Genomic DNA, 22,123 nt, shown 5'->3' with positions numbered 1-22,123 from the left:
ACGGATCAGTTGATCACCGGCCATCGCTGCGCAGGTCGACGGTGGCGGTGACCGACATGCCGGGACGGATACGGCCATGCAACGGGTTGTCGGCGGCGAAGGTCAGCTTTACCGGAATACGCTGTACGACTTTGGTGAAGTTACCGGTGGCGTTGTCCGGCGGCAGCAGGCTGAACTGCGCGCCGGAAGCGGCGAACAGGCTGTCCACGCGGCCTTCGATCGGCGTGTCCGGGTAGCTGTCGAACACCAGTTCGGCACGCAGGCCGGGCTGCATCCTGCCGATCTGGGTCTCTTTGAAGTTGGCCTGGACCCAGATGTCTTCGTCGGGAACGATCGATAGCAGGTAGGCGCCGGCCTGCACGTACTGGCCGTCGCGGGCGGAACGCTGGCCGACCATGCCGCTGATGGGCGCGTGGATTTCGCTGCGGGTCAGGTTCAGTTCGGCCTGGGCCAGGTCGGTGCGGGCGGTGGCGATCTGCGCATCGAGGCGCTTGAGTTCGGCTTCCAGTGCGCTGACCTGCTGGCGCTGGCCCTGCAGATCGGCCTGGGCCTTGCTCACCTGGGAGCGGGCGACGTTGCTTTCGGCGGAAAGAGTAGTCACTCGCTCCTCGGAAACGAAGCCCGGCTTGCGCAGGGCCTGGGCGCGGTTCAAGTCCAGTTGCGTGCGGCCCAGGGTGGCCTGGTTGGCGGAGACCTGGGCCTGGCCGGCGGCGATCAGGCTGGATTGCTGGGTCAGCCGGCTGTCGGCTTGCAGGCGTTCGGCCTCGCGGGTGGCGAGGGTGGCGCGGGCGCGCTCGACGGCAAACTGGAAATCGTCGCCTTCCAGGCGAACCAAGAGGTCGCCCTTGTTCACGTGCTGGTTGTCCTGCACCAGGACGCTGTCGATACGGGCACCGAGCTGACTGGAGACCCGGGTGATCTCGCCCTGGACATAGGCGTTGTCAGTGCTTTCGTAGAAGCGGCCTTTGAAATACCACTGGGCGAAGAACGCGAGGGAAATCAGCAGGACCAGAAGAAGAAAAATCAGCAGGCGGCGCTTGAGTTGAGCTGGCATGGGGACGATCGTTCCGAAAATGTAAGCAAATTTAACAAGTTTTGGATCCAGCCGCACAAGTGGCGATCACGCCCATTACTGGAGCCCGGCGCCTGCTCCCTGTTAACATCCCGGCTTTGTTTCATCTCTTGTTCGAGACTCTCATGACCACCGTTCGCACGCGCATCGCGCCTTCGCCGACTGGCGATCCCCACGTCGGCACCGCTTACATCGCCCTGTTCAACTACTGCTTTGCCAAGCAGCACGGCGGCGAGTTCATCCTGCGTATCGAAGATACCGACCAACTGCGTTCGACCCGCGAATCCGAACAACAGATTTTCGACGCGCTGCGCTGGTTGGGCATCGAGTGGAGCGAAGGCCCGGACGTCGGTGGCCCGCATGGCCCGTACCGGCAGAGCGAGCGGGGCGATATCTACAAGCAGTACGCCCAGCAACTGGTCGACCTGGGGCACGCGTTCCCGTGCTTCTGCACCGCTGAAGAGCTGGACCAGATGCGCGCCGAGCAGACGGCCCGCGGCGAGACCCCGCGCTACGACGGTCGCGCGCTGCTGCTGTCTCAGGAAGAAGTCCAGCGCCGCCTGGCGGCCGGCGAGCCACACGTGATCCGCATGAAGGTGCCGAGTGAAGGCGTCTGCGTGGTTCCGGACATGCTTCGTGGTGACGTCGAGATCCCGTGGGATCGCATGGACATGCAAGTGCTGATGAAGACCGACGGCCTGCCGACCTACTTCCTGGCGAACGTGGTCGACGACCATCTGATGGGCATCACCCACGTCCTGCGTGGCGAAGAGTGGCTGCCGTCGGCGCCCAAGCTGATCAAGCTGTACGAGTACTTCGGTTGGGAACAGCCCAAGCTGTGCTACATGCCGCTGCTGCGTAACCCGGACAAGAGCAAGCTGTCCAAGCGCAAGAACCCGACCTCGGTCACCTTCTACGAGCGCATGGGCTTCATGCCGGAAGCCATGCTCAACTACCTGGGCCGCATGGGCTGGTCGATGCCCGACGAGCGCGAGAAGTTCTCCCTGAGCGAAATGGTCGAGCACTTCGACCTGTCACGGGTATCGCTGGGCGGACCGATCTTCGATATCGAGAAGCTGTCCTGGCTCAACGGCCAATGGCTGCGCGACCTGCCGGTGGAAGAGTTCGCCGCGCGGGTGCAGAAGTGGGCGTTCAACAGCGACTACATGATGAAGATCGCGCCGCACGTGCAGGGCAGGGTGGAAACGTTCAGCCAGGTCGCACCGCTGGGCGGTTTCTTCTTCGAAGGCGCGTTGCGTCTCGATGCCAAGCTGTTCGAGCACAAGAAGCTGTCGCCGGACCAGGTGCGCCAGGTTCTGCAACTGATCCTGTGGAAGCTGGAAAGCCTGCGTCAGTGGGAAAAAGACCGGATCACCGGCTGCATCCAGGCGGTGGTCGAAGCCCTGGAGCTGAAACTGCGCGACGCGATGCCGCTGATGTTTGCCGCGATCACCGGCCAGGCCAGTTCGGTTTCGGTGCTCGACGCCATGGAGATCCTCGGCCCTGACCTGACGCGCTATCGCCTGCGCCAGGCCCTGGAGCTGCTGGGCGGCGTTTCGAAGAAAGAAAACAAGGAATGGGAGAAGCTGCTGGGCACTATCGCCTGACCGCTGCCGCATCCTTTTTTCGCGGGGCGAACCTGCTTTCACCGGTGTATCGCCGGGGAAGCGGGTTCGCCCCGCGATGCTTTGCGCCCTGGCGCGCAGTGCCATTCCCCCGAAAACACGGGACTTTTTCCGTTCGAGGAAGGTAAGTGATTGTTATCTAGGAAAAAGTTTTTGAATTTTATTGAAAATATATTTGACAGGTCTTTGATCCGAACTTAATATGCGCCCCGTCCACAGCGATGAACGAAAACGAAACGCGAAGCACCCAGCCAAGCGATTCAGTTCAAAGCGACATTGTGGGGCTATAGCTCAGCTGGGAGAGCGCCTGCATGGCATGCAGGAGGTCAGCGGTTCGATCCCGCTTAGCTCCACCAATTTCCAGCTTGGCAGTCAATTCCAGCGACTGCCGGCATGATCGGTTCGAAGAGCCGGTCGATGGTAGAAGGGTTGCGTCCCCTTCGTCTAGTGGCCTAGGACACCGCCCTTTCACGGCGGTAACAGGGGTTCGAGTCCCCTAGGGGACGCCAGTTTTACACAAGCGATGTTGAAAGAGATCGCTGGGCCGCGAGGCTATAAATCTGGGGCTATAGCTCAGCTGGGAGAGCGCCTGCATGGCATGCAGGAGGTCAGCGGTTCGATCCCGCTTAGCTCCACCAATTCAGCCAGGATTCGTGAAAACGGATCTTTACGAAGGTTTAAAGTCCCCTTCGTCTAGTGGCCTAGGACACCGCCCTTTCACGGCGGTAACAGGGGTTCGAGTCCCCTAGGGGACGCCATTTTACCCGCTTTGCGGGATTTCAAGGCTCATTCGCTTATTGAATGAGCCTTTTGTTTTTTCCCTCGAAAAAGTTTTTGCCCCGTGCGCGACAAGCGGCGGGGCAAAAGGCTTGCTTTTAAATATTATGAGCATAATATTTCAACCATAATATTTTGGAGGCGAACCATGAACGACAAGAAAGCCAAGACCCGCGAACGCATCCTCGATGCCGCGCGTCACGCGCTGATCCAGCAGGGGCCCGCCGATCCCAGCGTCAATCAGGTGATGGGTGCTGCCGGTCTGACCGTTGGTGGTTTCTACGCCCACTTCGACAGCAAGGAAGCCTTGATGCTCGAAGCCTTCAGCCAGTTGCTCTGCGAGCGTCGCGCCTTGTTGTCCCAGGTTGATCCGGCGTTGGATGGCCAAGCCCGGCGGGCGCTGGTGGCCGCGTTCTATCTGTCGCGCAAGCACCGTGATTCCACCGTGGATGCCTGCCCGCTGCCTACGTCCCTGAGTGAGATGACCCGACTGCCCGATGCCTTCCGCGACGTACTCGCCGAACACATCGAGATGATGACTGCGCAACTGGTCGACAGCCCCGATGAGGCTGACAAATTCCTCGCCGACATCGCGTTGATGGTTGGCGGCCTGGCCCTGGCGCGAGCCCTGGGCACCAGCGATCTGTCCGATCGCATCCTGCGTGCCGCCAAAACGGCGGTGATTTGAGCGACCCCTCTGGAGCAAAGCGATGAATACCTTGAGCTGGATTCGCGGCGTGAACGGCACCCTGGGGCGTCTGGTCCCTGGGCATATCGCCAGCAAGATGCACCGCGCCTTCTTGACGCCCTACACCCGCCCACCGCGGGACTGGGAGTTGCCCGTGCTGGAGCGGGCTGAGCGCATCACTCTACGTTTCGGCCTGTCGGCATTGCGCTGGGGCCAAGGACCGACCGTCCTGTTGATGCACGGCTGGGAAGGGCGTCCGACCCAATTCGCCAAGATCATCGAAACCCTGGTGGACGCCGGTTACACCGTCGTCGCGCTGGACGGTCCGGCCCATGGCCGCTCGCCGGGTGACGAGGCGCATGTCGGCCTGTTTGCCCGCGCCGTGCTGGAGGCCGCAGCGGAATTGCCGCCGCTCAAGGCGGTGATCGGTCACTCCATGGGCGCCGCCAGTGTGCTTTTGGCGATGCAACTGGGCCTGCGTGCCGAAGCGGTGGTCAGTATCGCCGGGCCGGCGCGGTTGCTGGGCGTACTGCGCGGTTTCGCCCGGCACCTGAACCTGCCGCCGCGAGCGCGGGCAGCCTTTATTCGCAAGGTGGAACGAGATGTCGGTTTGCCGGTGGCGAAGCTTGATGTCAGTGGTTACCAACTGGACGTGCCGGGCCTGATTGTGCATGCCGAGGACGACCGGCTGGTCCCGGCCAGCGAAGCCCAGGTGATCCACGACGCCTGGTTCGACAGTCGCTTGCTGATGCTGGAGCAAGGCGGTCATCAGCGCGTATTGGCCGATCCACGAGTGGTTTCCGGCGTCCTTGATCTGCTCAAGCGAAGTGACATGCCGCTGCGCCAATCGGCGTAAGCATCCGTTACACTCTGCCCGTTCATCACATACGGGAGCGGGCATGAGCTGGGATCTGGCAACGCCATTCGTCATCGACCTTCGCGTCGGTGCCGAGGATATCGACGGACTGGGGCATGCCAACAATGCCGTCTACGTCACCTGGCTGGAGCGCTGCGCCTGGCGTCATTCGCAGCGCCTCGGTCTGGACCTGGCGGAGTACCGCCGGCTGGACCGGGCCATGGCGGTGGTCCGTCACGAGATCGACTACCTGGCCAGCGCCTACGAAGACGACGAATTGCAGTTGGCGACCTGGATCGTCGACTGGGATCAGCGCCTGAAGATGACCCGACGCTTCCAGCTGGTTCGCCCCAGCGACGGCGTCACGCTGCTTCGCGCGCAAACCACCTTCGTCTGCATCGAGTTGTCCACAGGGCGACCCAAGCGCATGCCACCTGAATTCCTCGAGGGCTACGGCCAGGCGCTGCTGAGCAACCCGACGTGATTCGCCTGGCTGAAGCAGCGGACGGCGTTGCGGTTCGCGGCGTCGTGGACGCGGCCTATCTGCCTTACGTCGCCAGTATCGGCGTGCGCCCCGGTCCGCTGGATGACGATTACGATGACCTGATCCGTCAGCAGCAGGTCTGGCTGCTGGAGCAGGGCGGTGATGTCTGCGCAATCCTCGTGCTGTCTCATGAGGCGGAAGCAATGCTGCTCTCCAACGTAGCGGTCAATCCTGCCTTCCAGGGCCAGGGTCATGGCCGCCGGCTGATCGACTTCGCCGAGGCCCGCGCCCTGGAAGCCGGTTTCTCCCTGATCCGGCTCTACACCAACGCCGCGATGCAGGCGAATGTGGTGCTGTATGAGCGGTTGGGCTATCGCGAGACTCACCGGGGCGCCGAACACGGCTTCAATCGGGTGTTCATGGAGAAGCGGCTGGTTTGAGCCAGCGTGAAAGCGCTGATCGTATTCGCCGGAAAAGGCCAGGGTGTTCGAGGGTGTTTCCATAGCCTTCAAGCGGGCCGTGCACGTCGCTGGCGAGCGAAGAAACGGGTTGCTGCTTCACGGTTTCCACCCTTCGCCGCTCATGGTCGAAGTTGAGAATGTCGTAATTGCTCTTTTTGATGTGCATGTCCCGTTCCTTGTTGTGCGGCGCGTTGAGGGTTGCGGCGAGCAAGCGGCTCAAAGAACGTGAACATTTTTGATATCTCCAGATAGGGAAGGATTGCCCGCTGATTCGGGCACCTGAAACTCTCAAACAAGAAAGCGCTGGCGTCACGCAGGCCCTTTCCTCGAGGCCTGTAAGACGCAGCCCTTTTCGACCAAGCGTCTACCCCAGACCCGCGGCCCTTCCATTTGCCCAATCCCCGTTTACTATGTGCGCAATTTTTCCGAGGTCTTCCCCCATGCAAATTGCCCTGGCCCCGATGGAGGGGCTGGTCGACAACATCCTGCGCGACGTTCTGACCCGGGTCGGCGGTATCGATTGGTGTGTCACCGAGTTCATTCGCGTTTGCGACCGGGTGCTGCCCGCTGCCACGTTCCACAAAATGGCACCGGAGCTGGAGCAAGGGGCGCGGACAGCCGCAGGGGTGCCGATGCGTGTGCAATTGCTCGGCTCAGATCCGGTTTGCCTGGCGGACAACGCCGCACTGGCCTGCGAGCTGGGCGCGCCGGTGATTGACCTGAACTTCGGCTGCCCGGCCAAGACGGTGAACAAGTCTCGCGGTGGGGCGGTGTTGCTCAAGGAGCCGGAATTGCTGTTCCGGATCGTTAGCGAGGTGCGCAAGGCGGTGCCGGCGCATATTCCGGTGACCTCAAAGATGCGCCTGGGCTTCGAGAGCCCGGACGGCGCGCTGGACTGCGGCCGGGCCCTGGCCGACGGTGGTTCGGCGCATCTGGTGGTGCATGCGCGGACCAAGGTCGAGGGCTACAAGCCGCCGGCCCATTGGGAATGGGTGGCGAAGGTGCAGGACGTGGTCAAGGTGCCGGTGTTTGCCAACGGTGAGGTCTGGACCCTGGACGACTGGCGGCGCTGCCGCGAGATCAGTGGGGTGAAGGACATCATGCTAGGCCGTGGCCTGGTGTCACGGCCCGACCTGGCCCGGCAGATCGCTGCGGTGCGCGATGGCGTGGATTTCCAGCCGCTGGACTGGCAGTCGCTGTTGCCGCTGATCCAGGTGTTCTGGCTGCGGGTTCGCGAAGAGATGACTCCTCGCCAGGCGCCGGGCCGTCTCAAACAGTGGGTGGCGATGCTGACCCGGACTTATCCCGAAGCGGTCGCACTGTTCAACGAGCTGCGTCGCGAGACCGACTGTGATCGGGTCGGCCTGCTGATTAATGTGCCACCGCCCGTCGCCGCGGCGTAGGAAAATTTTCTCGACAGCGCTTGAAATAATTCTGGTGGTCCCTATCTAGGGAGTACGCGATGCCGAAGTCGGGTCGCGTCAATCCCAACTCGCTGATATTTCAGGAGATGTACCATGACTACCGCTTTTTCTCTGGCGCCACTGTTCCGCCATTCCGTTGGTTTCGACCGTTTCAATGACCTGTTCGAATCTGCGGCGCGTAATGAGTCGGGTAGCAGCTACCCACCCTACAACGTCGAAAAACATGGCGATGACCACTATCGAATCGTTGTTGCCGCAGCTGGCTTCCAGGAGCAGGACCTTGACCTGCAAGTGGAGAAAGGCGTGCTGACCGTTACTGGCGGCAAACGCGACAGCAGCAACGAAAGCGTCACCTACCTGCACCAGGGCATTGCCCAACGTGCGTTCAAGCTGTCGTTCCGTCTGGCTGACCATATCGAGGTCAAGTCGGCGGCACTGGCCAACGGGCTGCTCAGCGTCGACCTGCTGCGGGTCGTGCCGGAAGAAGCCAAGGCCAAACGTATCCCGATCAACGGGGACAAGCCTGCTCTGAACTAACTGCATCAAAAAAAACGGGCGCCTTGAAGGCGCCCGTTTTTTTTAGCCTCAAGTTGCAAGTTTCAAGCTGTAAGAAAGAGCGTTGATCACTCACTAATTCTCTTGCAACTGCCGTTTACCTATTCTCTTGTAGCTGCTGTTCAGTAGTCCGCCGGCGTCTCCAGCAGTATCGCGCGAAACGCGCTGAGGGGCAGCGGCCGGCTGTGCAGGTAGCCCTGATACAGGAAGCAGCCCTGGCGCAGCAGAAAGTCCAGTTGCTCGGACAATTCCACCCCTTCAGCGATCACCGTCAGCTCCAGGCTACGGGCCATGGCGACAATGGCGCGGACGATTTCCGCGTCGTTGGAATCCACCGGGGCATCGCGCACAAACGACTGGTCGATCTTCAGCGTGTCCACCGGCAGGCGCTTGAGGTACGTCAGCGAGGAATAGCCGGTACCGAAGTCGTCCATGGCGAAGCTCACTCCCAGTGCTTTCAGCTCACGCATCTTGCTGATGGTGTCTTCCAGATTCTGGATGACGATGCCTTCGGTGATCTCCAGCTTGAGCATGTGGTAGGGCAGGCGATAGTCGTCGAGACTGCGGCAAACCCGCTCGACGAAGTCGTTCTGGCGGAACTGTCGCGGGCTGATGTTCACGCACAGGCTGAAATCCTCGGCTTCGATCAGGTGGTCCTGGAGCATGCGTGAGCAGGCGTCGCAGGCTTCATCGAGGATCCAGTTGCCGACTTCGAGGATCATGCCGCTTTCTTCCAGCACCTGGATGAACTGGCTGGGCTGTTGTTGGCCGAGCAGCGGATGGTGCCAGCGCAGCAGCACTTCGGCGCCGACGATGCGGTTGTCGCGGGCATCCACCTGGGGCTGGAAATGCAGCGCCAGCTCGCCGCGGGTCAGCGCCATGCGCAGGTCGCTTTCCATGCGCAGGCGCTCGCTGGCAGCCTTCTGCATGGTGGTGTGGAATAGTTGCGTGGTGTTGCGGCCGGAGTCTTTGGCCCGGTATAGCGCGATGTCGGCACGTTTGAGCAGGTCGGCCGGGGTCGAGCCATGGTCGGGAATCAGCGCCACGCCGATGCTCGGTGTCACCTGCAGGCGCTGGCCGTCCAGCGACATCGGTTCGGCGAGCAACTCGCGCAGGGTGTCGGCCAGTTCGCGCACCTTGTCCGTGACTTCCTCGCGGGTGCCTTCCAGGCCGCTGAGCAGTACCACGAACTCGTCGCCGCCAAGGCGCGCCACGGTGTCTTCCATGCGCACGCTGGCTTCGAGGCGCGCGGTGATGATCTTCAACACCGTGTCGCCCACCGGATGGCCCAGCGAATCGTTGATGTGCTTGAAGTGGTCGAGGTCGAGGAACAGCAGCGCGCCGCGCAGGTTGTGGCGCTTGAGCAGGGCGATCTGCTGGCTCAGGCGGTCCATCAGCAATGCGCGGTTGGGCAGGTTGGTCAGTGGGTCGTGATAGGCCAGGTGGCGGATCTGGGCCTGGGCGTTCTTCAACTGGCTGACGTCGCGGGCGGTCAGCAGCAGGCAGTCGGTTTCATTGAGGGTGATCGGCTCGACCGAGACTTCCAGGGTCAACAGTTCGCCGCGCTTGCTGCGCCCGAGCATCTCGCGGTGATTGACCCGGCCGCGCTCCTGTACTTCGGCCACCAGCATCGTGTGCTGTTTGTCATCGGCCCAGACGCCTACTTCGTTGGCGCTGCGCCCAAGCACTTCGCTGGCGCTGTAGCCGGTCAGCCGGCAGAAACCGTCGTTGACTTCGACATAGCGCCCGGTGTCGCGCTCACTGATGGTGATGGCGTCGGGGCTGGAATGAAAGGCCTTGGCGAATTTCTCTTCGCTGGCCTTGAGCGCCGCTTCAGCGCGCTGTTGCTGGGTGATGTCGCGCAGGGTGGTGACGCTGCAGGTCTGCTCCTCTACCTTGATCAGGCGGCTGGAGATCACGCAGGTCAGCGGATGCCCGTCCTTGTGGTTGACCACCACGGCGACATTGTTCAGCGCCTGGTCGCGGATCACCTGTTCGATTCGTTTGGCACGTTCGGCCGACTCGGCCCACAGGCCGATTTCTGCGGCATTGCGCCCCAGCACCTGTTCGGCGGTCCAGCCGAAGGTCTGGGTGAAGGCCGGGTTGACCTCGATGAACTGGCCGTTGTCCTGGCGGGTGACGCAAATCGGGTCGGGGCTGACCTGGAACAGGCCGGCGAATTTCTCTTCCGAACTGATCAGGCGCTGCTCGCGCTCGACCTGTTCGGTGATGTCCAGCAAGGTGCCGGCCATGCGCAACGGGTTACCTTGCTCGTCGCGGTAAAGGCGGGCGCGGCTTTCGAGGAAGCGCGAGCTGCCGTTTTCCAGTTGGATACGGTAGGTGATCTGATAGTTGCCCGCCGGTCCTTCGCGCAGGCTGCGGTAGGCCTGGCGCATGCTGCTACGCTCGGCCTCTGGTACACCATCGAAAAACGCTTCGAAAGACTCATGGAACGGCACGGGATCCAGCCCGTGCAATTGTGCGGCGCGGGCCGAGCCATAGAGCATGCCGCTGGGGATATGCCAGTCCCAGGTGCCCAGTTGCGCCGAGTCGAGGGCCAGGTCCAGGCGTTCCTGGCTGTCCTTGAGGGCTTGTTCGGCGCGTTTGCGCTCGCTGGTATCGATAAAGGTGCTGAGCAGGTAGGCCACGCCCTCCAGCTCGATGGTCTGGGTACAGAGGATGCCGTCATGAATCTGCCCGCTGCTGGCGCAGAACTGCACCTCGAGAATCACCGGGCCATTATTGTCGCGGGTTGCCTCCAGCACCTGGTAGCGCTGCGGGGCATGGGCCCACAGGCCCAGCTCGATGGTGGTCTTGCCGATGACCTCTTGCGCCGGCCAGCCCAGGGTTTTCTCGAAATGCTGGTTGACCTCATGAATCAGCCCGTCGGACCGACGGCTCAGCAGCACCACATTGGGGCTGAGCTGGAACAGCGTGGCAAAGCGCTTTTCCGAATTGATCAGCGCCGCCTCGCGCTCGCGTTGGCGGGTGATTTCGCGGATGACGCCGATCATCTGCGGTCGACCGTTCTTGTCCTTGCTCAGGCTGCCGTTGATTTCCAGCCAGTGCAGGCTGCCGTCGGGCCAGCGAATGCGGTGGCGCATCGCCTGCTCCAGCGGCTCCCCGGCCAGTACCGAGTGGAAGGCCTGCAGTGTGTGGGCGCGGTCTTCGCTGGGCAGCAGGTCGAGATAGTCCAGGTCCTTGGGCAGCGGCACGTCCGGATCGTAGCCGAACAGGGCCTGGGTGCCCCGGGACCAACTGATCTTGCCGGTCTCGACATCCCAGAACCAGGCACCGAGGCGAGCGCCATTAAGGGCAGCCAGCAATTGCGGTGCATTTTCCCAGGTCTGCTCGGACTCCTGGGGATCCGCCGCGTGGATGCGCGGCAGGTGCGGAAAGCGGTGTGATTTGGACATCGATACCAGACCTTTGGCGGATACGCTTCCTTGGTACAGGCCTTCCAGGGCTACCGGCGGCCTCAGGGTTGTCTCGCTTGGCTGTCGAGCAGTGCCATAAAGGCTCTGGCTGCGTTCGATAACGTTCGTTCCGTGTGCAGAATGTAGCCTAGCTGGCGAGACAGCTGAATGCCCGGAAGAGTGACGGGAACTACCTGCTCATCGAGCATTGTTCGCGGCAGCACGCTCCAGGCGAGGCCGATGGAAACCATCATCTTTATGGTTTCCAGATAGTTGGTGCTCATGGCGATGTTCGGCACCAGCCCTTGTGCTTCGAACAAACGCTGGACGATATGGTGGGTAAAGGTGTTTCCGCCGGGAAAAACCGCCGGGTGGTGGGCAATATCGGCGAGGCTGACCACGTCTTTGCAGGCCAGCGGATGCTCCGGCGCCACCACGAAATCCAGCGGGTCATCCCACACCGACACGGCGCGGACCAGGCTGTGAGGTTCTGGCGCCAGGGTAATGACGGCGATTTCAGCGCGACCATGGAGGATTTCTTCGTAGGCTACTTCCGAATCGAGGAACTGGATGTCCAGGGCGACGGCCGGGTATTGCCGGGTGAACGTCCGCAACAAGGGCGGCAAACGGTGCAGGCCGATGTGATGGCTGGTGGCCAGAGTCAGTCGGCCGCTGACTTCGCCGGTGAGGTTGGTCAGGGCGCGACGGGTGTCGTCCAGCACGTTGAGAATCTGATAGGCGCGCGGCAGCAACGCGCGCCCTGCCTCGGTCAAGCTGACCTCGCGGCCGAGGCGATCGAACAGCCGTACGTCGAGTTGTTGTTCGAGGCCGGCGATGCGTTTGCTGATGGCGGGCTGGGTCAGATGCAGCCGTTCTCCGGCCCCGGAGAAGCTGCCAGTCTCGGCGATGGCGATAAAAGCATTGAGGTTTGCCAGATCCACGTTTTCAGATTCCCTTTGGTTATCCAAAGCATAAAAATTATGAATTTGAGTTATTCAATCTAACGCCATAGCATCAGCCGTACAAGCCAAGTGGTTATTGGCATAGAAAGACGCTGATGAGGAAAGCCTGATGGCCGGCAAAACGCTCTACGACAAGCTCTGGGATTCGCATTTGGTCAAACAGCGCGACGATGGTTCGGCGCTGATCTACATCGACCGTCACATCATCCATGAAGTGACCTCGCCGCAAGCCTTCGAAGGCCTGCGTCTGGCAGATCGCAAACCTTGGCGTATCGATGCCAACATCGCCACTCCGGACCACAACGTACCGACCACGCCTGAGCGCAAGGGCGGGATCGAGGCCATCGCCGACCAGGTGTCTCGCCTGCAGGTGCAGACCCTGGATGAAAACTGTGACGAGTATGGCATTACCGAATTCAAGATGAATGATGTGCGTCAGGGCATCGTCCACGTCATCAGCCCGGAGCAGGGCGCCACCTTGCCGGGCATGACCGTGGTCTGCGGTGACTCGCACACCTCTACCCACGGCGCTTTCGGCGCGCTGGCCCATGGTATCGGTACCTCCGAAGTGGAGCACGTGCTGGCCACCCAGTGCCTGGTCGCCAAGAAAATGAAGAACATGCTGGTGCGCGTCGAAGGCCAGTTGCAGTTCGGCGTGACCGCCAAGGACATCGTTCTCGCCGTGATCGGCAAGATCGGCACCGCCGGCGGCAACGGCCATGCCATGGAATTCGCCGGCAGCGCCATCCGCGACCTGTCCGTCGAAGGCCGCATGACCATCTGTAACATGTCCATCGAAGCCGGCGCCCGCGTTGGCCTGGTGGCCACCGACGCCAAGACCGTCGACTACGTCAAGGGCCGCCCTTACGCGCCGAAAGGCGAGCAGTGGGATCTGGCGGTGGAAACCTGGAAAGACCTGGTCTCCGACGCCGACGCCGTGTTCGACACCGTGGTTGAACTGGACGCCGCCGAAATCAAGCCGCAGGTCAGCTGGGGCACCTCGCCGGAAATGGTACTGGCCGTCGATCAGCGCGTGCCGGATCCGGCCGCCGAGAGCGATCTGGTCAAGCGTGGCTCCATCGAGCGCGCCTTGAAGTACATGGGCCTGAACGCCAACCAGGCGATCACCGACATCCAGCTCGACCGCGTCTTTATCGGTTCCTGCACCAACTCGCGCATCGAAGACCTGCGCGCCGCCGCGGAAATCGCCAAGGGCCGCAAGGTCGCCGCGACCATCAAGCAGGCCATCGTGGTGCCGGGCTCTGGCCTGGTGAAAGCGCAGGCCGAGCGGGAAGGCCTGGACAAGATCTTCCTCGAAGCCGGCTTCGAATGGCGTGAACCGGGCTGCTCGATGTGCCTGGCGATGAACCCGGACCGCCTGGAGAGCGGCGAGCATTGCGCGTCCACCTCCAACCGGAACTTCGAAGGCCGTCAGGGCGCCGGTGGTCGTACCCACCTGGTGAGCCCGGCCATGGCCGCCGCCGCCGCCGTTACCGGCCGTTTCATCGATGTACGCGAGTTGATCCAAGGGAGCGCAGCATGAAAGCCTTTACCCAACACACCGGCCTTGTCGCTCCGCTCGACCGTGCCAACGTCGACACCGACCAGATCATTCCCAAGCAATTCCTGAAGTCGATCAAGCGCACCGGTTTCGGCCCGAACCTGTTCGACGAGTGGCGTTACCTGGATGTCGGCCAGCCGTACCAGGACAACAGCAAGCGTCCGGTCAACCGCGACTTCGTTCTCAACCACGACCGTTATCAAGGCGCCAGCGTGTTGCTGGCCCGCGAGAACTTCGGTTGCGGTTCGAGCCGCGAGCACGCCCCGTGGGCGCTGGAAGAGTACGGTTTCCGCAGCATCATCGCGCCGAGCTACGCCGACATCTTCTTCAACAACAGCTTCAAGAACGGCCTGTTGCCGATCATCCTCAGCGACGAAGAAGTCGATGAGCTGTTCAAGCAAGTGGAAGCTGATCCGGGTTATCAACTGAGCATCGACCTGCAGGCACAGACCGTCACCCGTCCGGATGGCAAAGTGCTCAGCTTCGAGATCGATGCGTTCCGCAAGCACTGCCTGCTCAACGGTCTGGACGATATTGGCCTGACCCTGCAGGACGGCGATGCCATTGCGGCCTTTGAAACCAGGCATCGTGCCAGCCAGCCGTGGTTGTTCCGCGACGCCCAGTAATGTATTAGCCCTATCGCCGGCACGCCGGCTCCCACAGGTTCTTGTGCGTACCGCAGACTGTGTGGGAGCGGGCTTGCCAGCGATGGCGGCCTTCGGAGACAGAAGATGACCAGCAGCAGCCACAAGGACGTTGTCCAGCGCCAGTTCGGCGAACAGGCCAGCGCCTACCTGAGCAGTGCCGTACATGCTCAGGGCACCGAGTTTGCCTTGCTCCAGGCCGCGCTGGCCGGGCATGAAAACGCCCGTGTTCTCGACCTCGGCTGCGGCGCCGGCCATGTGAGTTTCCATGTGGCTCCGCTGGTCGCCGAAGTGGTGGCCTACGACCTGTCGCAGCAGATGCTCGATGTGGTCGCCGCCAGTGCCGCCGAGCGCGGCTTCGGCAATATCGCCACAGAACGCGGTGCCGCCGAGCGCCTGCCGTTCGCCGATGCTTCGTTCGATTTCGTCTTCAGCCGTTACTCGGCGCATCACTGGAGCGACCTGGGCCTGGCCCTGCGTGAAGTTCGCCGGGTGCTCAAGCCGGGCGGCGTGGCGGCCTTCATCGATGTGATGTCGCCGGGCAGCCCGCTGCTGGACACTTACCTGCAAAGCGTTGAAGTGCTGCGCGATACCAGCCATGTGCGCGATTATTCCGCCGCCGAGTGGCTGCGCCAGGTCAGCGAGGCCGGGCTGTTCGTCCGCAGTCACACCCGCCAGGGCCTGCGTCTGGAGTGGGCCTCCTGGGTCGAGCGGATGCGCACCCCCGAGCCGATGCGCGCCGCCATCCTCCAATTGCAGCAGGCCATGGGTGAAGAAGTGCGGCAGTATTACCAGATCGAGGCCGACGGCTCTTTCAGCACCGATGTTCTGGTGTTGTGGGCCGAGCGCTGAAATCACACTGAATTTTCCGGCGCGCCACGTGGGCGCACCGCTTGAATTGAATAGAGGAAAGCATGAGCAAGCAGATTCTGATTCTCCCGGGTGATGGCATTGGTCCGGAAATCATGGCCGAGGCCGTCAAGGTGCTGGAACTGGCCAACGACAAGTTCCAGCTCGGCTTCAGCCTCGAGCACGACGTGATCGGCGGCGCTGCCATCGACAAGCACGGCGTGCCGCTGGCCGACGAAACCCTGGAGCGTGCGCGCAAGGCCGATGCCGTGCTGCTGGGCGCCGTGGGTGGCCCGAAATGGGACAAGATCGAGCGTGACATCCGTCCTGAGCGCGGCCTGCTGAAGATCCGTTCGCAACTGGGCCTGTTCGCCAACCTGCGTCCGGCGATCCTCTACCCGCAATTGGCCGATGCCTCCTCGCTGAAGCGTGAAATCGTTTCCGGCCTGGACATCCTGATCGTTCGCGAACTGACCGGCGGCATCTACTTCGGTGCACCGCGCGGCACCCGCGAGCTGGAAGGCGGCGAGCGCCAGTCCTACGACACCCTGCCGTACAGCGAGAGTGAAATCCGCCGTATCGCCCGTGTCGGCTTCGACATGGCCCGCGTGCGCGGCAAGAAACTCTGCTCGGTGGACAAGGCCAACGTGCTGGCGTCCAGCCAACTGTGGCGTGAAGTGGTCGAGGAAGTGGCCAAGGATTACCCGGACGTCGAACTGAGCCACATGTACGTCGACAACGCCGCGATGCAACTGGTGCGCGCGCCGAAGCAATTCGACGTGATGGTTACCGACAACATGTTTGGCGACATCCTGTCGGATGAAGCATCCATGCTCACCGGCTCCATCGGCATGCTGCCGTCGGCGTCGCTGGATGCCGAGAACAAGGGCATGTACGAGCCTTGCCACGGTTCGGCCCCGGACATCGCCGGCCAAGGCATTGCCAACCCGCTGGCGACCATCCTTTCGGTGTCGATGATGCTGCGTTACAGCTTCAACCAGCAGGCTGCCGCCGAGGCGATCGAGAAGGCTGTCAGCCTCGTGCTGGATCAAGGGCTGCGTACCGGCGACATCTGGTCGGACGGTTGCAGCAAGGTGGGGACGCAGGAAATGGGCGACGCAGTAGTCGCAGCGCTGCGGAATCTGTAATCTCTCTGGCCCGCTGTCGAAATCACAACCAAGACAGCGGCCCACTTTTAGCGAAGGTGTAGTTGCGATGAAACGTGTAGGTCTGATCGGTTGGCGTGGAATGGTCGGTTCCGTGCTCATGCAGCGGATGCTTGAAGAGCAGGATTTCGATCTTATCGAGCCGGTGTTCTTCACCACTTCCAACGTCGGTGGCCAAGGCCCGGCAGTGGGCAAGGACATTGCTCCGCTGAAGGATGCCTACAGCATCGACGAGCTCAAGACCCTGGATGTGATCCTGACCTGTCAGGGTGGCGACTACACCAACGAGGTTTTCCCGAAGCTGCGTGAAGCCGGCTGGCAGGGTTACTGGATCGACGCCGCTTCGTCCCTGCGCATGCAGGATGACGCGGTCATCGTGCTGGATCCGGTCAACCGCAAGGTCATCGACCAGCAACTGGACGCCGGCACCAAGAACTACATCGGTGGCAACTGCACCGTCAGCCTGATGCTGATGGGTCTGGGCGGCTTGTTCGAAGCCGGCCTGGTCGAGTGGATGAGCGCCATGACGTATCAGGCGGCTTCCGGCGCCGGCGCGCAGAACATGCGTGAGCTGATCCGCCAGATGGGCGCTACCAACGCGGCCGTTGCCGATGAACTGGCCAACCCGGCCAGCGCTATCCTCGACATCGACCGCAAGGTCGCCGAAGCCATGCGCAGCGACAGCTACCCGACCGAGAACTTCGGTGTACCGCTGGCCGGCAGCCTGATTCCCTGGATCGACAAGGAACTGCCGAACGGTCAGAGCCGTGAAGAGTGGAAGGCCCAGGCCGAGACCAACAAGATCCTCGGTCGCTTCAAGAGCCCGATCCCGGTCGATGGCATCTGCGTGCGCATCGGCGCCATGCGTTGCCACAGCCAGGCGCTGACCATCAAGCTGAACAAGGATGTGCCGCTCGCCGACATCGAAGGCATGATCAGCCAGCACAACCCTTGGGTGAAACTGGTGCCGAACCAGCGCGAGATCAGCATGCAAGAGCTGACTCCGACCAACGTTACCGGCACCCTGAACATCCCGGTCGGTCGTCTGCGCAAGCTGAACATGGGTTCGCAGTACCTGGGCGCCTTCACCGTAGGCGACCAACTGCTGTGGGGCGCGGCCGAGCCGCTGCGCCGCATGCTGCGGATCCTGCTGGAGCGTTGATCGCTTCGCGGTAAAGTCGAAACCCGCGCTGGAGACAGCGCGGGTTTTTTGTTTTTTGTGGGATCGAATCCAAGTAAAGTGCCGCTCCCGCATAATCCGGGACTGCTTTTGCAGCCTTTCGCGAGCAAGCTCGCTCCTACAGAAGTTCCGCGAACTCGTAGGAGCGAGCTTCCTCGCGATAGGTAGCACGGCAACCCAACCGGCCAGAGAGACCCCAAATGACCCAGCCCATCGATATCGCCGTCATCGGCGCCACCGGCACCGTCGGTGAAACCCTTGTGCAGATCCTCGAAGAACGCGACTTCCCGGTGGGCACCCTGTACCTGTTGGCGAGCAACGAATCGGCCGGCAGTTCCGTGGCTTTTCGCGGCAAGAACCTGCGTACCCGCGATGTCGATGACTTCGATTTCAGCAAGGTCCGCCTGGCCTTCTTCGCTGCCGGCCCGGCCGTCACTCTGAGCTTCGCGCCGCGTGCGCAAGCTGCCGGTTGCGCGGTGATCGACCTCACCGGCGCGCTGCCTGCCGATCAAGCCCCGGCCATAGTGCCGGAAGCCAACCCGCAGGTGCTGGACAACTTGAAAGCACCGCTGCAATTGCACAGCCCGAGTTCCGCTGCGGTAGCCCTGGCCGTGGTGCTGGCGCCGTTGAAAAACCTGATCAGCCTGGAGCGTGTGCACGTCACCGCCTGCCAGGCCATCTCCGCCCAAGGCCGCGAAGCTGTCAGCGAACTGGCCCGGCAAACCGCCGAGTTGCTCAATGCCCGCCCACTGGAGCCGCGCTTCTTCGATCGGCAAGTAGCCTTCAATCTGCTGCCTCAGGTCGGTGCCAGTGATGAGCAGGGTCATGGCCTGCTGGAGCGTCGTCTGGTGCGCGAGTTGCGCGAATTACTGGACCTGCCTTTACTCAGCATTTCAGTAACCTGCATTCAAGTCCCGGTGTTTTTCGGCGATAGCTACACTGTGACCTTGAACACGCGCGAGGCGGTGGATCTGCCTGCCGTGAATAGGGCGCTGGAAGCGGCTGAAAGTATCGAACTGGTGGAGGCGGGGGATTATCCGACGCCGGTGGGTGATGCAGTAGGCCAGGATGTGGTGTATGTGGGCCGCGTTCGCAGCGGTATCGACGAGGCACAACAACTCAATCTCTGGCTGACGACCGATAACGTGCGCAAAGGCGCGGGTTTGAACGCCGTACAGGTGGCTGAATTGTTGATAAAAGACCTTGTGTAAAAGATACTTGGCGACACTTTGCACACTGAGCGTTAAATGCCGGAAATAACTTTGCTCCGGCATTTACCAACAGTTCGAACATGGCAGTGGTCATGTCGGTACCAAGCCTCAAGGCGGTTCTTCACTTCTTCTCGGTGCCCGGGGAAGTTTCAAACAAAGGATGAGGTCATGCTTCGAATTCGCAAACTGGTGTTAGCAATAGCCGCAGCGTCGGCGCTGTCTTCCGGTATGGCGCATGCCCTCGGGTTGGGCGAATTGACCCTCAAGTCGGCGCAGAACCAGCCGTTGGACGCCGAGATCGAACTGCTCGATGTACGTGACCTCACTGCCGCCGAAGTCAAGCCGAGCCTGGCGCCGGCAGAAGAATTCAGCAAGGCGGGCGTTGCACGCCAGACCTTCCTCAATGACCTGACCTTCACCCCGGTGATCAATCCGGCGGGCAAGAGTGTCCTGAAAGTGACCTCCAGCCAGCCACTGCCAGAGCCGATGGTCAAATTCCTGGTCCAGGTGCTGTGGCCCCAAGGCCGTCTGCTGCGCGACTACAGCGTACTGATCGACCCATCCAAGTTTTCCCCCGAAGCCGCCAAGGCCGCCGGCGTAACCCCGGCGGTCAGCGCGCCGGGCAACTACACCACCATGCGCCGCGACACCTTGTGGGAAATCGCCTCGCGCGCGCGTCAGGGTGGCTCGGTGCACCAGACCATGCTGGCGATCCAGGCGCTCAACCCGGATGCCTTCATCAACGGCAACATCAACCAGCTCAAGACCGGCCAGGTCCTGCGTATGCCGGACCAGCAACAGATCCAGAACATTCCGCAGGGCCAGGCGGTAAAAGAAGTCAACGAGCAGTACGCCGCCTGGCGTCAGGGTCGTCGTCTTGGGCCGCAGGCGCGGCAACTGGATGCCACCCGGCGCAATACGGCGCAGCCCGCGCCGGCACGTGTTGCCGAGCAGGACAACCTCAAGCTGGTCGCTCCCGCAGGCAAGGGTGCTGCCGGTGACAAGGCATTGAGCGACAAACTGGCGACGACCCAGGAAAACCTCGACGCCAGCCGCCGCGAAGGCGACGAGCTGAAAAGCCGCATGACCGATCTGCAGAGCCAACTGGACAAACTGCAGCGGCTGATCGAACTGAAAAACGACCAACTGGCCCGCCTCGAAGCCCAGAGTGGCATTCCCGTGCCAGCTCCGGCTCCGGCTCCGGCAGAAGCTCCGGTCGCGACTGCGCCGGTTATCGACGCCCAGTTGCAACCGGCCCCGGCTGAACCGGTGGTAGCACCGGCGCCTGCTGCGGTCGATACCGCGCCTGTCGATGCGGCCGCTACCGAAGTCGCCCCGGAAAACAACGATAGTGGCCTGGACAGCATTCTCGGCAACCCGCTGCTGCTGGCGCTGATTGCCGGTTCTGCACTCCTGGCTTTGCTGCTGCTCCTGTTGCTGATGGCGCGCAAGCGCAAGGCCCAACAGGAAGCGGAAAAACACCTGCGCATGGCGCGCGCGCTGGCCGAGGAAACCGAACTCGGTCCGGACCTGGAACTGCCATCGAGCAGCTTCGAAGGCCTGGACATGGCTCCGCCGACCGTCAAGCTGGCCCCTGCCGTGGTCGCAGCCTCCGCCGCCGCGGCGACTGCCGCCGAGCAAGTCAGTGAGCCGCGTGTGGCGCCGGTCGCCGAACCCGCGGTCGACCCACTGCTGGCGGAAGTCGATGAGAGCATCGCCAACGGCCGCCTGAACCACGCCGCCAACCTGCTGGAGCCTGCAGTTGAGAAGGCGCCGCAGCGTAGCGATCTGCGCCTGAAGCTGATGGATGTCTATGCCCGTCAGGGTGACCGCGACGCCTTTGTCGGTCAGGAGCGGCAGCTGCAGGCCAACCCGCAGAACCTCGCCGCCGTCGACGGTCTCAAGAGCCAATATCCGGCGATGGTCACACTGGTGGCTGCCGGTGCGGTAGCGGCAACGGCACTGGACGAAGAGTTCGTTCAGGGGCTGTTGTCCGAAGAGCCAAAACCGGAAGCCGACCTGCCCGGCGATGACGAACTGGACAGCGCCTTTGACCTGAGCCTGGACGATCTGGACGGGCTGGAACTGGAAACGCCAGCGGATATCGCCGCGGTCAAGGCCAGCGAAGCCGCTGCACCGGAGCCGTCCCTCGACGATCTGGACTTCGATACCCTGCTGCAAGACAACCCCGAAGCTCAGCCGGCATCGGCACCAGCACCACAAGCCGAACCTGAGCCTGTTGCTGATCTGGATGACCTGGATTTCGACACGCTGCTGCAAGAGCAGACTGCGGCACAGGCAGCTCCAGAGCCGGAGCCAGAGCCTGAAGTCGCTCCGGCGCTGGATGACCTGGATTTCGACAGCCTGCTGCAGGAACACACCGCCGCCCAGGCGCAGCCCGAAGCGCAAGTCGAGCCCGAGCCTGCTCCAGCGCTGGACGATCTGGATTTCGACAGCCTGCTGCAGGAACACACCGCCGCCCAGGCGCAGCCTGAAGCGCAAGTCGAGCCGGAGCCTGCACCGGCGCTGGACGACCTGGACTTCGACAGCCTGTTGCAGGAACACACCGCTGCCCAGGTGCAGCCAGAGCAGCAACCCGAACCACAAGCCGAGCCGGTAGCCTCCGCGGCACTTGACGACATGGACTTCGACGCCCTGTTCGAAGATGCCGACAAGGCATTGGCGACCCAGCCGGACGCTCTGGCCGACTTCGATCTGGACGTTACCGACGACGCCCCGGCGACTGCGCCTCAAGCCAGGCCACCGCTGGACATCGAGGCGGAACTGGCGGCATTCGATAACGACCTGGGCCTGGAAGCCGACCTGCCGGATCTCGATTTGCCGGAGGACTTCGACCTGTCCCTGCCGGGCGAGTCGGATGCGGCGGCGAAGAACTTTGCTGCGGAACTGGATGACGTCAACGCCGAGCTCGACAAGCTGTCGCAGAGCTTGGAGCAGCCGCCACTCGAGCCGCATTTCACCGCTGAAGATGCAGCGGCGTTGCCGGAGGATGCGGAATTCGACTACCTGTCCGGGGCAGACGAAGTGGCGACCAAGCTTGATCTCGCCCGTGCCTACATCGACATGGGGGACCATGACGGCGCCCGCGACATCCTCCACGAGGTCAACAAGGAGGGTGACCAGGCCCAGCGTCTCGAAGCCAACGAGCTGCTTTCGAAACTGGTCTGACCG

At 62.3% G+C, this 22,123-nt stretch carries 18 protein-coding genes and 4 tRNA genes; 18 read left to right on the top strand and 4 right to left on the bottom strand.

The window, feature by feature from the left end; genetic code table 11:
• Positions 1-13 precede the first annotated feature (13 nt).
• Positions 14-1,054: an HlyD family secretion protein gene (locus tag DM374_RS24580; RefSeq protein ID WP_110972208.1), complete on the bottom strand. Its 1,041-nt coding sequence runs from the start codon at positions 1,052-1,054 to the stop codon at positions 14-16.
• A gap of 143 nt (positions 1,055-1,197) precedes the next feature.
• Between DM374_RS24580 and gltX the strand changes: the two genes are divergently transcribed.
• The 9 genes from gltX to DM374_RS24535 all read left to right on the top strand — a co-directional run bounded on the left by gltX (position 1,198) and on the right by DM374_RS24535 (position 5,942).
• A complete protein-coding gene (gene gltX / locus DM374_RS24575) occupies positions 1,198-2,679 on the top strand; it encodes a glutamate--tRNA ligase (RefSeq protein ID WP_095155630.1) in 1,482 nt (493 codons plus the stop codon).
• Between the two features lie 298 nt (positions 2,680-2,977).
• Positions 2,978-3,053, top strand: a tRNA-Ala gene (locus DM374_RS24570).
• A 77-nt stretch (positions 3,054-3,130) separates the two neighbouring features.
• Positions 3,131-3,206 (top strand) — tRNA-Glu (locus DM374_RS24565).
• Positions 3,207-3,259: 53 nt separating this feature from the next.
• Positions 3,260-3,335, top strand: a tRNA-Ala gene (locus DM374_RS24560).
• A 44-nt stretch (positions 3,336-3,379) separates the two neighbouring features.
• Positions 3,380-3,455 (top strand) — tRNA-Glu (locus DM374_RS24555).
• A 167-nt stretch (positions 3,456-3,622) separates the two neighbouring features.
• A complete protein-coding gene (locus DM374_RS24550; protein ID WP_110972207.1) occupies positions 3,623-4,162 on the top strand; it encodes a TetR/AcrR family transcriptional regulator in 540 nt (179 codons plus the stop codon).
• Positions 4,163-4,184: 22 nt separating this feature from the next.
• Positions 4,185-5,018: an alpha/beta hydrolase gene (locus DM374_RS24545; RefSeq protein WP_110972206.1), complete on the top strand. Its 834-nt coding sequence runs from the start codon at positions 4,185-4,187 to the stop codon at positions 5,016-5,018.
• Between the two features lie 43 nt (positions 5,019-5,061).
• Positions 5,062-5,502 (top strand): acyl-CoA thioesterase, encoded by a 441-nt coding sequence (locus tag DM374_RS24540; protein WP_110972205.1) that lies wholly within the window; start codon positions 5,062-5,064, stop codon positions 5,500-5,502.
• A complete protein-coding gene (locus tag DM374_RS24535; RefSeq protein ID WP_110972204.1) occupies positions 5,499-5,942 on the top strand; it encodes a GNAT family N-acetyltransferase in 444 nt (147 codons plus the stop codon). Before DM374_RS24540 ends, DM374_RS24535 begins: the two co-directional genes overlap by 4 nt.
• Here DM374_RS24535 and DM374_RS33270 read toward each other — a convergent pair.
• Positions 5,920-6,129, bottom strand: coding sequence for a hypothetical protein (locus DM374_RS33270; protein WP_157969745.1), 210 nt, complete (start codon positions 6,127-6,129; stop codon positions 5,920-5,922). The two genes, DM374_RS24535 and DM374_RS33270, sit on opposite strands and share 23 nt — an antisense overlap.
• 274 nt (positions 6,130-6,403) lie before the next feature.
• Between DM374_RS33270 and DM374_RS24525 the strand changes: the two genes are divergently transcribed.
• A complete protein-coding gene (locus DM374_RS24525; RefSeq protein WP_110972202.1) occupies positions 6,404-7,366 on the top strand; it encodes a tRNA dihydrouridine synthase in 963 nt (320 codons plus the stop codon).
• 114 nt (positions 7,367-7,480) lie between these two features.
• The gene (locus tag DM374_RS24520; protein ID WP_095155636.1) at positions 7,481-7,924 is read left to right on the top strand and encodes an Hsp20 family protein; all 444 of its coding nucleotides are present in this window, start codon (positions 7,481-7,483) and stop codon (positions 7,922-7,924) included.
• Between the two features lie 140 nt (positions 7,925-8,064).
• Here the strand turns inward: DM374_RS24520 and DM374_RS24515 are convergent, their stop codons facing one another.
• Together DM374_RS24515 and DM374_RS24510 are read right to left on the bottom strand one after the other, a co-directional pair.
• Positions 8,065-11,358, bottom strand: a complete 3,294-nt coding sequence (locus tag DM374_RS24515; RefSeq protein WP_110972201.1) for a PAS domain S-box protein — start codon at positions 11,356-11,358, stop codon at positions 8,065-8,067.
• Positions 11,359-11,420: 62 nt separating this feature from the next.
• Positions 11,421-12,299: a LysR family transcriptional regulator gene (locus DM374_RS24510; protein WP_110972200.1), complete on the bottom strand. Its 879-nt coding sequence runs from the start codon at positions 12,297-12,299 to the stop codon at positions 11,421-11,423.
• A gap of 130 nt (positions 12,300-12,429) precedes the next feature.
• Between DM374_RS24510 and leuC the strand changes: the two genes are divergently transcribed.
• The 7 genes from leuC (at position 12,430) to DM374_RS24475 (ending at position 22,120) form a co-directional block, all read left to right on the top strand.
• Positions 12,430-13,863 (top strand): 3-isopropylmalate dehydratase large subunit, encoded by a 1,434-nt coding sequence (gene leuC / locus DM374_RS24505; protein WP_110972199.1) that lies wholly within the window; start codon positions 12,430-12,432, stop codon positions 13,861-13,863.
• Positions 13,860-14,507, top strand: coding sequence for a 3-isopropylmalate dehydratase small subunit (gene leuD, locus DM374_RS24500; protein ID WP_110972198.1), 648 nt, complete (start codon positions 13,860-13,862; stop codon positions 14,505-14,507). The genes leuC and leuD overlap by 4 nt, the downstream gene beginning before the upstream one ends.
• 105 nt (positions 14,508-14,612) lie before the next feature.
• Positions 14,613-15,377 carry a methyltransferase domain-containing protein gene (locus tag DM374_RS24495; protein WP_110972197.1) on the top strand — a complete coding sequence of 255 codons (765 nt, stop codon included), beginning with the start codon at positions 14,613-14,615 and terminating at the stop codon, positions 15,375-15,377.
• Between the two features lie 62 nt (positions 15,378-15,439).
• Positions 15,440-16,522: a 3-isopropylmalate dehydrogenase gene (gene leuB, locus DM374_RS24490; protein WP_110972196.1), complete on the top strand. Its 1,083-nt coding sequence runs from the start codon at positions 15,440-15,442 to the stop codon at positions 16,520-16,522.
• A gap of 67 nt (positions 16,523-16,589) precedes the next feature.
• On the top strand, positions 16,590-17,702 hold the full coding sequence (gene asd / locus DM374_RS24485) for an aspartate-semialdehyde dehydrogenase (protein WP_095155643.1): 1,113 nt from the start codon (positions 16,590-16,592) through the stop codon (positions 17,700-17,702).
• A 218-nt stretch (positions 17,703-17,920) separates the two neighbouring features.
• Positions 17,921-18,931, top strand: coding sequence for an aspartate-semialdehyde dehydrogenase (locus tag DM374_RS24480; RefSeq protein WP_110972195.1), 1,011 nt, complete (start codon positions 17,921-17,923; stop codon positions 18,929-18,931).
• A 168-nt stretch (positions 18,932-19,099) separates the two neighbouring features.
• Positions 19,100-22,120, top strand: a complete 3,021-nt coding sequence (locus tag DM374_RS24475; RefSeq protein WP_110972194.1) for a FimV/HubP family polar landmark protein — start codon at positions 19,100-19,102, stop codon at positions 22,118-22,120.
• Positions 22,121-22,123: the final 3 nt, after the last annotated feature.

Origin of the sequence: Pseudomonas huaxiensis (assembly GCF_003231275.1) — a bacterium.
In the GTDB taxonomy this organism is placed as follows: domain Bacteria; phylum Pseudomonadota; class Gammaproteobacteria; order Pseudomonadales; family Pseudomonadaceae; genus Aquipseudomonas; species Aquipseudomonas huaxiensis.
The sequence above is the reverse complement of the archived record's forward strand: the minus strand, read 5'-3'. Positions and strand labels throughout refer to the sequence as shown.

Bases quoted from the DNA above. Each gene is read 5' to 3' on its own strand.
- DM374_RS33270 (WP_157969745.1), bottom strand. From the start codon at position 6,129: ATGCACATCAAAAAGAGCAATTACGACATTCTCAACTTCGACCATGAG.
- gltX (WP_095155630.1), top strand. From the start codon at position 1,198: ATGACCACCGTTCGCACGCGCATCGCGCCTTCGCCGACTGGCGATCCC.
- DM374_RS24495 (WP_110972197.1), top strand. From the start codon at position 14,613: ATGACCAGCAGCAGCCACAAGGACGTTGTCCAGCGCCAGTTCGGCGAA.
- DM374_RS24545 (WP_110972206.1), top strand. From the start codon at position 4,185: ATGAATACCTTGAGCTGGATTCGCGGCGTGAACGGCACCCTGGGGCGT.
- DM374_RS24520 (WP_095155636.1), top strand. From the start codon at position 7,481: ATGACTACCGCTTTTTCTCTGGCGCCACTGTTCCGCCATTCCGTTGGT.
- DM374_RS24550 (WP_110972207.1), top strand. From the start codon at position 3,623: ATGAACGACAAGAAAGCCAAGACCCGCGAACGCATCCTCGATGCCGCG.
- DM374_RS24480 (WP_110972195.1), top strand. From the start codon at position 17,921: ATGACCCAGCCCATCGATATCGCCGTCATCGGCGCCACCGGCACCGTC.
- DM374_RS24475 (WP_110972194.1), top strand. From the start codon at position 19,100: ATGCTTCGAATTCGCAAACTGGTGTTAGCAATAGCCGCAGCGTCGGCG.
- asd (WP_095155643.1), top strand. From the start codon at position 16,590: ATGAAACGTGTAGGTCTGATCGGTTGGCGTGGAATGGTCGGTTCCGTG.
- leuC (WP_110972199.1), top strand. From the start codon at position 12,430: ATGGCCGGCAAAACGCTCTACGACAAGCTCTGGGATTCGCATTTGGTC.
- DM374_RS24580 (WP_110972208.1), bottom strand. From the start codon at position 1,054: ATGCCAGCTCAACTCAAGCGCCGCCTGCTGATTTTTCTTCTTCTGGTC.
- leuD (WP_110972198.1), top strand. From the start codon at position 13,860: ATGAAAGCCTTTACCCAACACACCGGCCTTGTCGCTCCGCTCGACCGT.
- DM374_RS24525 (WP_110972202.1), top strand. From the start codon at position 6,404: ATGCAAATTGCCCTGGCCCCGATGGAGGGGCTGGTCGACAACATCCTG.
- DM374_RS24540 (WP_110972205.1), top strand. From the start codon at position 5,062: ATGAGCTGGGATCTGGCAACGCCATTCGTCATCGACCTTCGCGTCGGT.
- leuB (WP_110972196.1), top strand. From the start codon at position 15,440: ATGAGCAAGCAGATTCTGATTCTCCCGGGTGATGGCATTGGTCCGGAA.
- DM374_RS24515 (WP_110972201.1), bottom strand. From the start codon at position 11,358: ATGTCCAAATCACACCGCTTTCCGCACCTGCCGCGCATCCACGCGGCG.